The organism is Roseimaritima sediminicola (assembly GCF_009618275.1).
Lineage (GTDB): Bacteria > Planctomycetota > Planctomycetia > Pirellulales > Pirellulaceae > Roseimaritima > Roseimaritima sediminicola.
The window spans coordinates 1-13,385 of sequence record NZ_WIAD01000032.1; the positions used below are offsets into that span (position 1 = coordinate 1).

The following is a 13,385-nucleotide window of genomic DNA, read 5'->3' on the forward strand; positions in this document are numbered from 1 at the left end:
AAGTTCCGAAGTTGATCCGACGGTTCCGTTCGGTGAAATCTCCCTGTGGTGTAACCCGCACCATCGCTACGGCTCAGACAAGAGTGGGTCGGAACTTGAAGCCCTTCTTCTTGCGGACACGATGCGAGAGTTCATCAGCTACGCGGTGGGCTGCATGTTGGGACGCTACTCGCTGGACAAACCGGGCCTGATCCTTGCCAATCAAGGCGAAACGGCGGACGACTATCGCCAGCAGATTCCCGAGCCGACCTTCGCGCCCGATGAAGACAACGTCATCCCCCTGCTCGATGGCGACTGGTTCACCGACGATATCACCGAACGCTTCAAAGAGTTTCTCAAAGTCACCTTCGGCACCGAGCACTACGAAGAGAATCTCACGTTTCTGGAAAACGCTCTTTATCCCGAGAACGAAACCGCGAGGAAGCGGAAAACCATCCGCGACTATTTCCTGAAAGAGTTCTACAACCACCACGTAAGGCTCTACAAAAAGCGGCCCATCTACTGGCTCTTCAGCAGCCCCAAGGGCACCTTCAACGCCCTGATCTACATGCACCGTTACCGCCCCGACACGGTCAGCACCGTGCTGCAGTACCTCCGCGACTTCCGCGACAAGCTGGCCCATCGCCGCGACCACCGGCAAGCCGTCGCCGACAGCGGCTCGGCCAGCCAATCGGAAAAGACCAAAGCTCTCAAAGAAGTCGCCACGCTGAAGAAGCAGCTCAAAGAGCTGGAAGATTACGAAACCGAAACCCTTTTCCCTCTAGCCCAAAAACGCATCGAAATCGACCTCGACGACGGCGTAAAACACAACTACCCGCTCTTCGGCAAGGCATTGAAGAAGGTGCCCGGACTCTCGGGGAAGTAAAGCATGTCACGGATCACCAAAGCACTTGAAAAGCTGTTCCAGAAACACCGGATCGTCTTCTGGTACGACGACGAAAGCCATCTTCGAGACGATTTTGAGGCCGTCGAGATTGACGACGTCGCCAAGGTTGAGCTGGATAACAACCAGTTCGGCCTGAAGTATCGATTGCTGCGGCAGGAGCCGGAGCAAAAGTTCTTGCTCTTCCACGACGGCCCCCAGCCGGAGGACAAAAACAATTGGCTGCTCGATGTCCAGCTAGCTCACACCGACTTCCGGACCGACAAGGCGTCGCTGTGGCTTACCGAACTCGAATTGCCGTATGAGTTCAAACCGATTGTCGCCAAGCATGAACATTTCTTCGGGCTGGCGCGTCGTCGGGATAGATTGCGAGCAAGCGTCACAAAGACGGATACTCCGTCACAAATTCTGTTGAAGATGCTGGGCATCTGCGCAGATGCCGATCTACGGCTGGATAGCGTCTGGGAGAACTTGCTAGAGGAGTTGTCCGAGGGCGAATCGAAGCGGCTGACTTTGATTCAGAAGTGCGGGCTCGAAGAGTTTCTGTGGGAGAGCGTCAAGCGTGCCTACGGCTACAAGTCGTCCAGCCCGTCGGTGAAGGACTTCGCGATTGAACTATTCAAATCCTGTTATCGAAGCGAGGTCGAGGGCGATTCCAAGTTGGCCACGGAGTCGCTGGTCTTCCTGAAGCGATGGAAAGATTCTCGGACGCATGAACAGGCGTTTGAAACGCTTTCGAACCAGTGCGCCGAGGTTCTTGCGATCCAGTCGGATCTTGAACAGCGGCCGCTGAAACAACTCGCGGAGGTGGATTACTTCCGACTGATCGACTTGAAGGTACTTAGCGAACTTGCGGCGGCGGTGCTGAACAAGACGATGACCGCAGGGGAAGTCACGCAAGTTATCCGCTCCCGCCGGCGCGGTCACTGGTTTCGTGAATTCGAACATCTCTATGAGGCGGTCGAGCACGCGGCTGCCCTGTCGGGACTGCTGGATACGCTTTCGCTTCAGTTCGATTCGCTGAGCCAGGGGATCGAAGTTTACAAAGAGACACTGTTCCGGGTGGATCAGGTTTACCGCAAGTTCGTCTATCACAGCGAACGAGCTGGGAATGCAACGTTCTTCCAGAAGCTTACGGAGACGATATGCGGACGCTACACGAATTCGTTCTTGATGCCGCTCGGTGATCGCTGGCAAGAGTTCATTGACGCGTTGGACCGATGGAAGATCCCTGGCACGCAGCCGCAATCGGGCTTTTTCGATCGCTACATCAAACGCGTGTTGGACAAGAACAACAAAGTTTTTGTGATCATTTCGGACGCGATGCGCTACGAGATTGGCGAAGAACTTTCTCGCCGGATCCGCGGCGAGGACAAGTTCGATGCGAACCTGGACGCGATGGCGACTTGTCTGCCCAGCTATACCCAGTTGGGAATGGCTTCATTGCTGCCCCACAAGAAGCTGAGCATCAACGGCGACAAAGGAATGACGGTGACTTGCGATGGCGTTTCTTCTTCGGGCACGGCAGGCAGGGACAAGATCTTGAAATCGGCAGTGAAGGGCGACGCTTTGGCCGTTCAAGCAGACGAAATCCTCGGCAAGAACAAAGAGGAAGTCCGGACACTCGTCCGCGACCACGATGTCATCTACATCTACCACAACCGCATCGATAAGACGGGACACACTCGCGATACGGAGCGTCAAGCATTTCGAGCGGCTGAAGAGGCGATGGACGATATTCTGCGGTTGGTCAAGAAGCTAACGAGCGCGAATGCGAGCAATGTAGTCATCACTGCCGATCATGGATTTCTGTACCAGGACGAAGTCACCGAAAGCGATTTCAGCCAAGCCGAGGTCACCGGGGAGATTTCCGGTACCGATCGCCGCTTCGTAGTCGGCCGCAACTTGAAGGTTGAAGGGGCAGCGTTGCTGTATTCGGCCGAATCACTCGGGCTCGACGGTGACTTCCAAATAGCCATCCCAAAGTCAATCAACCGCTTTCGCAAGAGTGGCAGCGGGACGCGTTTCTTACACGGCGGAAGCACGTTACAAGAGATTCTGGTCCCAGTACTACAGGTCAAGAAACGGCGGGAAACCGATGTGAGCGCGGTGAACGTCGACATCATGCCAACGACGACGAGTGTGATTTCGACGGGCCAGCTTTCGGTCGCCTTCTATCAGTCGGAACCGGTCACGGAAAAGGTTCAGGCCAGGACACTGCGAGTCGGCATCTACGCGGGCGACGGCGAATTGATTTCCGATAGTCACGAGCTTGTTTTCGATCTCTCGAGCGAGAACGCTCGAGAACGAGAGCTCAAAGTCCGACTTGTCCTGTCGAAACAAGCGGACGAATACAACCAACAGCCGGTCACGCTGAAGCTCGAGGAGCCTGTTGCCGGGACAAATCATTTCAAGGAATACAAGTCAGCACAATTTACGCTCCGGCGTTCATTCACCAGTGATTTTGACTAGGGATTTTCGATTGGCGATTTCGGATTTTGGATTGGGAAAGGGAGATGGATGAGCAAGCCTTCAAGCAGCGGACCAAGGCCATCGCATTGCGGGTAATCAAACTCGTTGAGGCATTGCCTGCTTCGTCGACAAGCGATGTCATCGGAAGGCAGCTACTTCGGTCGGCAACCAGCGTTGGCGCCAACTATCGCGCTGTTTGCCGGGCGAAGTCGTCCGCAGACATGATCAACAAACTTCGGATTGTTGAGGAGGAGGCAGACGAGTCCGGATACTGGCTGGAGCTGATCGGTGAATCCGGTCTCATGCCACGCGAGAGACTATCTGAACTGCTCAAAGAATTTGACGAAATCACGGCAATGGTCGTTGCGTCCCAAAAGACTATCCGAGCCAACAATCCAAAATCGCAAACCGAAAATCCGAAATCAATTCGATGAAGCCTCTGGACAAAAAAATCACCGAACACTTCGCGGGACTAGTCGTCCGCAAGGATCTCGTTAAGGCAGTCAAGGGAAACGCGATCGTCCCTTCTTACGTGCTGGAGTATCTGCTAGGTCAGTACTGCGCGACTTCCGACGAAGACTCGATCCAGACCGGGATCCAGACGGTGAAGGAGATCCTGGCAAAACACTACGTGCATCGCAGCGAAGCGGGCTTAGTCCGGTCACAAATCCGAGAGAAGAAGCTTCGAAAGATCATCGACCGCATCAGCGTCGACCTGAACGACAAGGAAGACATCTACCAGGCGACATTCGCCAACCTTGGTATCAACAAGGTCGCTGTACCCGCCAGCACGGTGAAGAAGCATCAGAAGCTGTTAACGGGCGGAGTGTGGTGCATCGCCGATATCGAATACCAGCACGATGAGGACGAAAAGTCAGTTCCGTGGATTCTTGAGTCGTTGAAGCCGATTCAGCTGTCAAGCTTTGATTTCGACGGCTACCTCGAAGCCAGAAAGCGTTTCACTACCGACGAATGGATCGACACGCTGATTCAGAGCATCGGATTCAACCCCGAATCCTTTGGCAAGCGAAGCAAGTTGCTTCAGCTGGTCCGACTGATCCCTTTTTGCGAACGCAACTACAACCTGATCGAACTGGGGCCGAAGGGCACCGGTAAGTCGCATGTCTACAGCGAGTTCTCTCCGCACGGGATGCTGATTTCCGGTGGTGAGGTCACCGTCCCGAAGCTGTTTGTTGAGAATCGGGCACCTTACAAAATCGGTTTGGTGGGTTACTGGGACTGCGTTGCTTTCGACGAGTTCGCTGGCAAGAACAAACGCGTCGACAAAGCGCTTGTCGACATCATGAAGAACTACATGGCGAACAAATCGTTCTCGCGAGGTATCGAGACGCTCGGGGCAGAGGCGTCGATGGCGTTCGTCGGCAATACCCAGCACACCGTGGCCCACATGCTGCGGCACAGCGATCTATTCGATGAACTGCCGGCCAAGTACCACGACTCGGCGTTTCTGGACCGGATCCACTTCTTCATTCCTGGCTGGGAAGTCGACATCATTCGCGGCGACATGTTCACGGCCGACTTCGGCTTCGTCGTCGACTACTTCGCGGAGATCTTGAAGCAGCAACGGAACTTCGATTACTCGCACCTGTACACGCCCTACTTCCAGCTTTCCGAGCAGATTTCGACACGCGACCGAGATGCAATCAACAAGACGTTCTCCGGCTTGGTGAAGATCATTTTCCCGAACCAAGATGCCACTGAAGAAGAACTCGAGGAGTTGCTCGCCTTTGCGATCGAAGGACGAAAACGCGTCAAAGATCAACTGATGCGAATTGACCAGACCTACGCGGACGTGCGATTCGCGTATGTCCGGCCAGACGGGAAGGAAGTGCTGGTTAAGACGCTCGAAGAAGAGACCTATCCGGCGATCTACTACAAGAGTGGGGATCCAGAAGAGGAGCAGGAATCTGCGCCTTCGCAGCCGGAGACAGCTCCAGCGGCGTCTCAGCCAGCGGCGAGCGGCCCTGAGGCAGGACATGTCACAGTCAAAGAGAACCAGCGTGGCGTCGACTTCGACACCTTGTTCGGTCCCTACGTACAGGGGGCGACGAAGATCGTGCTGACAGATCCCTATATCCGGCTGTTCCATCAGGCCCGAAATCTGATGGAGTTCATCGAGACTGTCGCGAGGGTCAAGCCGGACGATCAGCGGGTGGAGGTGGAGCTTATTACGTCTGAAGAAGAGTTCAGCCCGGAAAAGCAACAGGAGTTCTTTGGGCAGATCCAAAAAAACTGCTTGCCCAGCGGAATTCTGTTTTCCTGGAAATTCGAAGACGGCATCCACGCCCGCCACATCGTCACGGACACCGGCTGGAAAGTCCTGCTCGATCGAGGCCTGGATGTTTTCCAAAAGTACGAAATGAATGACGCGTTCACACTGGCCAACCGTTTGCAGAAACACCGAGCGTGCAAGGCGTTCGAGGTGACTTACATCCGGCAATAGCAGCAGCACTGAAATTTAAAGGTCCATCTGGGATTCTCGTGGGTTCAGCCCAACTGCCAAAGGAACAGAACATTCGGACGCGTCCGCATCACTCGGCCCAGTTCAGCAAGCTTATCGCAAGCGACGCTGGGGGCATGCTGGACTTTCGATCGTTTCTTCGAATCGCTATCCTCGGGGTCGAACAATGGAGGCCGCGGTCGCTTCCGATTCCGCGCATTGAATGGATGCGGTACGCGAAAGTGGAGCGTCGAAGCAGCGATGAAAACTTGGTTGCCATGGTGTCTGTTGAGCGTTGTGCTGCTGCCCGCGGGTTGTCGTTCTACCGCGTCTCCTCTCCCGACCGATCCTGCCACGCTGGCAACTTCAGAGACGCCACGCGCGACCTGGAAACCTGTCACGTTTGTCGATAAACCCGAGCTTCAAGCCGGAACTGGTGCCATGGATGTCGGTGCCGCGACCAAGTTTTCGAAGACCGATTCAGGACTGCGGTATCGGGTTTTGCGACAATCCGACGGCAAGAAGCCGACGGCCTCGAGTACCGTGTCGGTCCATTATCGAGGTTGGCTCGACAACGGAAACGTGTTTGACAGTTCCTATGAGCGAGGTGAGCCGGCGACATTTCCGTTGCAGAATGTCATCGCGGGTTGGACCGAAGGCATGCAGCTGGTCGGTCAAGGCGGAATGATCGAACTGTGGGTGCCTTCCCGGCTTGGCTACGGCGAACGCGGTTCTCCAGGCTCCATTCCGCCTCACTCGAGCCTTCATTTCGTCGTCGAGCTCGTGTCGGTCGATTAGACCTGGTCACCGCTAGAGGCTATGCCGCCCTTCGGACTTACTTTCAGCTAAGCACGTCGCAACATCTAATTCGGCTTTACCCTCCCGCTGCGCGGGAGGGTGTTGTCGCCGGCTTTCACCGAAAGATTCATGCCGACGTGCTTAGTTCATCCAAGAGCCAAACAGTCACGGCGCGCCAATTGTTACGACGCGCAGGTCGCACACGTTGGTGTGGGTGGGGCCGGTCCGGATCAGGCCTCCGGTCGCTTCGAAAAACGTGTACGCGTCGTTGCGCCGGAGGTGGTCGCCGATGTCCAGCGACCGCTCCTCAAAGGCTTGCCAGACCGCCGCGTCGAGAACGGCTCCGGCGGCATCGGTGGGTCCGTCTTCGCCGTCGGTTCCGCCGGACAGCAAGACAATGCGGTGGCGATCCTCGCGCGACAGGTGCTCGTGCTCCAGCAACCGCTGCATCGCGGCCAGCACCAGTTGTTGGTTGCGCCCACCGCGACCGCGTTTTTCCGGCGGTGCCAAGCGCACGACCGGTTCGCCTCCGGTAATCAAACAATTGGGTCCCGGAGCGATCGGCTTCTGAACGGCCGTCGCCGCATGGGCGTTGGAATCGTTCAGCATGCTGACCGCCATGTCGGCCAGATGCCGGCCCACCTCTTCGGCCGTGTCCTCGCTGGCATGGGCACAGTGCATGGCATGGTTGTAGCCCAGCCGCTCGGCCGCAATACCCGCCTCGTCGACGGCCATCGCATTATTGGCCAGCACAAAGGCTTCGCAGACCGGTGGAAAATTTTTGCCAGCCCGCTCAGCACCTTCCGGGGTGTCGGCAACCGAGTGCAGGTGTTCGTAGATGTTTGCCGGGAGGCTGACGCCGGGATCGAACTGAGCCAGAACCCGCAGGGCGTCGGCGGCGGTGGAGCGGTCGCGAACCGTGGGCCCCGAGGCGATCAGGTCCAGGGGATCGCCCAGGACGTCGGAGATGATCACGGTCAGGAGCGTGCCCGCGCCGCAGGCGGCCGCCAGTCCGCCGCCTTTGACTCTACTGAGATGTTTGCGGACGGTGTTCAGTTGTTCGATGTTCGCACCGGCGCCGCTGAGCAAGCGGATGGTCTCGAGTTTCTGTTGGAGCGAGACCGCACCGGCCGGCGCGGCCAACAGCGCCGAACCACCTCCCGAAATCAATGCGATACAGACATCGTCCGGCGTCAGTTGCGAGACCCGCCGAAGGATTTCGTCGGTGCCGGCGATGGCGGCTTCGGTCGGTTCGTTCACCGTGGCGGGGCGGCCGACGTGCACCTCGAAACCGGCAACCGCGGCCTGCGTCTGGTCGGGAACGTTCACCCAGCCTCGCAGCGGAGCCTCGAATGCCTGCTGCGCCGCATAGGCCCGGGCCAGACCCTGTGCCATAGCCGTCGCCGCTTTGCCTGCGCCGACGACTTCCACGCGCCCGCCGGGCGGCACCGCAAACCGCTGCTCTTCGATCTCCACCGCGGCGTCGACAAAGCGAACCTGTTCGGCGACCACGCGGTCGGCTCGTACCGCGTCGACGCCGGCCTGCCAAATCTTCAAAGCGTCGTGTCGCTTGACCATGGATTCCTCAGGGGGTGATCGGCCGCAGCCGCGGCACATCCAACGGGCGTTCGTCCCACATCCGGATCGAGACGTCTTCGATTACCGCTTCGCCCGCACCGATCACCTCGAACATCACCTGCAACGGACCGGCTGCGCCGGTGTGGCGATACAGTTCGACCGACTGCCAGCGGTCGCCGCTGCGAACCAACACACCCATCTCCGGGCCGCCCAGTGAATCATACACCAGCACCCCCTGAAACGGGCCGCCGAAGCCCAGCGTGCGGACGCGCGTCGCGATGCGCATCAGCCGATCCGGTGGGCAATCCACCGCGGGGCTGCGCACTCGGAGCGCCGTCCCGGCATAGCCACCGGGCATGTCTCGACCCGCCGACGGCACCACCTCCATGCGAAGCCGCTGCGGCCCTTCCTCGGGACCGTCAGCTGTGACCTGGACCTGCGCCTCGCCGCCGGCTTCCATCCGCCGGTCGTGCAACCATCCCGAATGCGCTAGCGCCGCAGGCGAGGAAAAGGCATCGTGCGGCAAGAGGTTGCGCGACCAATGGCCGTTTTGCAATTGAGCCATCAGCGCGACCTGCAAGGACACGCCGCCGGGAACCATCAGGGGCGGCACACTGGTGCGTCCGTCGACGCGAGGCCGCAGGACCTCTAGCAGGGGACGGCGCGACCGAGCGGTCCAGGCGTCGGCCCGGCGAGCCAGTCGCAGGGTGCCCGGCCCGTCGCCACCACGGTACAACGGTTCGCCCTGCACCAGGGTGTTGGCCGCTGCGACCAAAGCCTCGGTGGGCACCGCACTGGGCGGAACCATTCGCGCGGCCACGACCGATTCCCAATCCAGACGCGTTTGCAGCACCGACTCGGTCGTCAATTGCCAGCGGTCCAGCGCAGCGGGCATCGCCGATTGTCCCAGCCGTGCGGCGATGCGGTGGCCCAAACCGGGATCGTCCGAGACCAACAGGATTTCGACCGTATCCGGACGAGCTATTTCGATCGTCGTGCCGGCCGGAGCATCCCGAAAGTCCAGCCGCTCGATGGTCATCCCCGTCAACCGCCAGACCAGCCGGTTGGCCATCGTCGGCGGCAATTCGATGCCGAGTGTTTCGTCGGCTGCGACATCTCTGGTGGCGGCCCGATCGCTCACGTCCGCGTCTTCCGGCGGTGCCGCAGCGGTGGCCAGCAGCAGTTCGGTGCCGCCCCACTGGATCCGCCGTACATGGTACTCACGCCCCTGAGACCGCAGCACGCCAGCGGGCCGGCCGCGTACGGCCAACGGTCCGATCGCTTCGATCCAACGATTGACGTACCCCAATGCCAGGGCTCGCTTCTGATCCACCGGTTGGCCGCTGGCCAGCGAGCTGGCACTGCGAAACAGGATCGCTTGCGGGCACTGCTGCAGGGCTTGCAGAGACTGTTTCCAGAGCGGTTGCCAGCCGTAATCATCGACGGATGCAGCCCCCACGTGATTGGCAAACGCGTTCAATTGAGCCACCAAGCCGCGTGGCGGTGAGGACTGGACACCGATGACCCGCTGCACCGGATGCTGGGTTCGTGTCGAAATGTCCTGCAGGTAGTCGTACTGTTCGGCGGCCGACAGACCCAGTGTCGTCGGCGGCAGGTCGTAGACCAAGGCCGGTGACAGCGATCCGTACCGCGACCAATCTTCGGCCGGAGCGGCCAGTGTGCCACGTTGCCAGCGAGCGGGAAGACGCTCGATCCGGCGAGCCTCCTGCTGGACGCGAGCGAACGTCGCCCGGTCCAGCGATGTGCCCAGGTACCAACCGGCAACCGGCTCTAACAACGCTTCGTAGTCGGGGTCTGGAGCCGAGGGCGGCGGCGCGTACAGCCGCATCCGAGCGCGACTGGCCTCGCGGAGGATCTCGTCGGTCGGCGGCGCGGGCAGCAGCACCGCATCGAACCCCAGATTCCGCAGGTAGGCCAGCGGTTCACCGTTGTGCTCGAGAATTTTGGTAACCCGGTCCTGCGGCAGCGGTGTCTGGACCAGGCGCTGCGGGACGGGCTCCGCGGCTCGATCCGCGTTTTGCCCCGGCGCCGCGGTGCGTGACGAAGCGACCGACACGCTGCCGACCGGCACCATGCGTTCGACAGCCACGTCGTCGAGGCCGACCGTCATGGCGCCTGGCCGGCTGTACACATCGACGACCACGGCGTCAACGAATGCGCCGCGCAGGTCCGCCCGGGCACCGTACTGGACGCGCAGGGCCACCTCTTTGCTTCGCAGCAGCCGCGGCAGATTGCCGATCCGCAGCTGTTCCCACTTGCCGGCCTTGCGGTGTTCACTGCCAAACACCAAGACCGTAACGGTTTGGTCGGTATGCGGATCGCGCAGGTACGGGTAACGCACACGCATTCCGATGCGGCCCCCTTCGCGGGCGTGACGCAGCCACAGCGTCGCGTACAGTTCGTCGATCACGTGACAGGGCGTGATCCGGTATTCCAGCAACAGTCGCGTCCCGTGCCCCGCGGCCAGCGTCATCGCTTCGCAGGGCCGGCGATCGTGACCGCCCGTGGGCTCGATCTGGTGGTTCAGCAGTTTTGCACCGCAGTCGTTCTCGGCGATCTGCCAGCGAACCGGCAAACGTTCCAGTCCATCGAACAATTGTCCGGTGGCCGGCGTGGGCCACAGCAGGCCGAACAGCAGGACAGCGGCCATCACCGCCCCAGTCGACACGGTGTTCCCGGTACGGCTCGGGCTACCGCCGGCAAACGGACCACCGGAGACAAATTGGCTGCTTCCACGGCATGCCGCCGCTCGTCGCGGCGGCAAACTCGCCGCAGGCCGGAGCGTTTTCGCAGGCCGCTCGGGCGACCGGCGAGGCGACCGAATTCGCTTCGGCCACAACGGTTTGCGTTGACCCACAGTCACGACGGCTGAACAATACACCTGATTGTTGCGAAAACGAAACGTCGGGTGTTTTCCCGAGAAATGACGTAAGTCGCTGGAAATACGTGATTTACGGCACCCGGTCAAGATCGATCGCGTTGCTTTTTGGCAACCTTGCCAAAACGCATCACACCCAGCAGATTTTTCGTAAACCCCAGCGTGCGTTTGAGTTACGTTCGCTCTCGACAGTCATCGCAGGGATGCGGCATCGGAGGTGCATTTGCACCTAGTCAAGAAACGCCAACGGTTCGACGTGGGCGTCAACGCGTGTTCCCTGTGGAGTTAGCTGTTATGCAGAAATCGGTCCAACCTGCTTCCGCCCAAGTCACCGAAGAATTGCCCAACGAGCTGAAGGAGTTGGTCCGTGCGATGGAGGGGCTGCCGGCCGCCCAACGCGAAGCCCTGCGGCCCTGCGTCGAACGGGTCGTCCAGTGCAGCACTCGCCGGCGTCGAATCCTGAACCTGGTTCAGGAAGCCCTCTCGCAATTGCGGCTGGACATGAAATACTTGATCTTTGATCTGGAAGCGACTCGCCGCGAACGCGAGAGCCTGCAAGCCGAACTGGACGAACTCCGCGGCTAGGAGAGCCAAGAAGGCGAGGAAGGCCAGGAAAAGGTTCCGGGCCGGAACTATCCTTGTTCTGACGGTCATGGCCTAGGCTTCCCGATGCGTGTTTTGCATTCCCGGGCAGAAAGCCTATGTCACCTATGGATCCCACGACGTTCAAGTCATCGCAGGCATGAGTCTTCCGACCCCCGAACAGTTTATGCAACGTATCGTCGACGTCGGCCTGGCCGAACGTCGGCAGGTGGAGCAGGCGCGTGGCGAACTGGACGCCGGCGAACTGAACCTGGACGATTTGATTCGCGTGATGCAGCGGCGCGGCGTGCTGACGACCCTGCAGACCGAGAAGATCCTCCGCGGCGACCGGCAGGGGTTTTTCTACGGCGATTACAAGGTCCTGTACCTGATCGGCGCCGGTACGTTTGCGCGGGTTTATCGAGCGGAGAAAATCGCCAATGTGAAAAGCGGCGACGACGAGACCAGCGGCCAGGCCATTTTTGCGGTCAAGGTGCTGCGAAAACGCTTCCGCGACGAAGTGGCCCAGTTGGACCAGTTCCTGCGGGAGGGCCGCATGGGGCTGAAACTGCGGCACCCCAACATCGTCAGCATCTACGAGATCAACGCCGACACCTACAATCCGTTCCTGACGATGGAGTTCGTCGAGGGGCAGACGCTGCGCGACCTGATGAAGCTTCGCGATGCCCTGCCGCCCAAGACGGCGGTCAAGCTGATGCACGACGTCGCCTCGGGGCTCGCGCACGCGGCCTCGATGGGCATTTCGCACCGCGACATGAAGCTGTCGAACGTCCTGGTCAGCTCCGAGGGCGTGGCCAAACTGGTGGACTTTGGCCTGGCCGCCTTGGCCGATCGCAACAACCCCGAAAAGATCGCCGACTGCCCCAACGCCCGGGCCATCGACTACGCGGCGCTGGAACGTGGCACAAATGTCCGCAAAGACGACCCTCGCAGCGATATTTATTTTGCTGGGGCCATGATGTACCAGTTGCTCAGCGGCAAACCGGCCCTGACCGAGACGCGCGACCGCCTGCAACGCTTGAACGTCAGTCGTTTCGAGCAGGTCAAACCGATCCAACAGGTGGTCCCCGGCCTACCGCCGCCGGTGATCCAGGTTTGCAACAAGGCGATGGAGCTGAAACCGGACAAACGGTATCAGACGGCCTCCGAGTTCCAGGCCGATCTCAAGAAATGCATGCAACGGCTGGAAGCCGGCCCGGTGCAGAAAATCCGTGCCGATGGCAAGGTCGAAGTCACTTACGGCGAGGACGAAGAAGAAGCGGCCAGCGAAGGCGAAGGTTTGGTGGTGATGGTCGTCGAGTCGATCGTCAAGATGCAGGACGTGATCCGGGCCAAACTGAAAAATCGCGGTTATCGCGTCCTGATGATTTCCGATCCCGAGCGAGCGCTGCGGCGATTCGATCCGCTGGACGACTCGCCGGCCGACTGCGTGGTCTTCAGCACCCTGGAACTGGGAGCCCAGGCGGTGGAGGCCTTCAATCGCTTTGGCGAGGACGAGCACACGGCCGAGGTCCCGGCCATCATGTTGGTCGACCGCCGCCAGGAGAATATGATTAGTGCAGCCAAGCAGGCACCTCATCGACGCCTGTTGCCGCTGCCCCTGAAAGTCCGGCAGCTGCGCAGCGCCTTGGCACAACTGTTGGCCGACACGCCTCGCCGCTGAGGCAAGCCCCGGTGCAGGGCTCGGCACT

At 59.9% G+C, this 13,385-nt stretch carries 9 protein-coding genes; 7 read left to right on the forward strand and 2 right to left on the reverse strand.

What is annotated here, in order from left to right:
- Positions 1-121 precede the first annotated feature (121 nt).
- The 5 genes from GE027_RS15095 to GE027_RS15115 all read left to right on the forward strand — a co-directional run bounded on the left by GE027_RS15095 (position 122) and on the right by GE027_RS15115 (position 6,614).
- Entirely contained in the window at positions 122-865 is a 744-nt protein-coding gene (locus tag GE027_RS15095; protein WP_202617426.1) for a hypothetical protein, read from the forward strand.
- Between the two features lie 3 nt (positions 866-868).
- Entirely contained in the window at positions 869-3,355 is a 2,487-nt protein-coding gene (pglZ, locus tag GE027_RS15100; RefSeq protein WP_153558045.1) for a BREX-1 system phosphatase PglZ type A, read from the forward strand.
- A gap of 44 nt (positions 3,356-3,399) precedes the next feature.
- Positions 3,400-3,789, forward strand: coding sequence for a four helix bundle protein (locus GE027_RS15105; RefSeq protein WP_153558046.1), 390 nt, complete (start codon positions 3,400-3,402; stop codon positions 3,787-3,789).
- The gene (gene brxL / locus GE027_RS15110; protein WP_153558047.1) at positions 3,786-5,819 is read left to right on the forward strand and encodes a BREX system Lon protease-like protein BrxL; all 2,034 of its coding nucleotides are present in this window, start codon (positions 3,786-3,788) and stop codon (positions 5,817-5,819) included. Before GE027_RS15105 ends, brxL begins: the two co-directional genes overlap by 4 nt.
- A 258-nt stretch (positions 5,820-6,077) precedes the next feature.
- Positions 6,078-6,614, forward strand: a complete 537-nt coding sequence (locus GE027_RS15115) for an FKBP-type peptidyl-prolyl cis-trans isomerase (RefSeq protein WP_153558048.1) — start codon at positions 6,078-6,080, stop codon at positions 6,612-6,614.
- A gap of 165 nt (positions 6,615-6,779) precedes the next feature.
- Here the strand turns inward: GE027_RS15115 and GE027_RS15120 are convergent, their stop codons facing one another.
- Positions 6,780-8,192: a glycerate kinase type-2 family protein gene (locus GE027_RS15120; protein ID WP_153558049.1), complete on the reverse strand. Its 1,413-nt coding sequence runs from the start codon at positions 8,190-8,192 to the stop codon at positions 6,780-6,782.
- Positions 8,193-8,199: 7 nt separating this feature from the next.
- Positions 8,200-10,881 (reverse strand): hypothetical protein, encoded by a 2,682-nt coding sequence (locus GE027_RS15125; RefSeq protein WP_153558050.1) that lies wholly within the window; start codon positions 10,879-10,881, stop codon positions 8,200-8,202.
- A 504-nt stretch (positions 10,882-11,385) separates the two neighbouring features.
- On the opposite strand from GE027_RS15125, the gene GE027_RS15130 reads away from it, so the two are divergent.
- Both GE027_RS15130 and GE027_RS15135 read left to right on the forward strand, forming a co-directional pair.
- Positions 11,386-11,676 carry a transcriptional regulator gene (locus tag GE027_RS15130; protein ID WP_153558051.1) on the forward strand — a complete coding sequence of 97 codons (291 nt, stop codon included), beginning with the start codon at positions 11,386-11,388 and terminating at the stop codon, positions 11,674-11,676.
- Positions 11,677-11,860: 184 nt separating this feature from the next.
- Positions 11,861-13,357, forward strand: coding sequence for a serine/threonine-protein kinase (locus tag GE027_RS15135; RefSeq protein WP_237607570.1), 1,497 nt, complete (start codon positions 11,861-11,863; stop codon positions 13,355-13,357).
- Positions 13,358-13,385 lie beyond the last annotated feature (28 nt).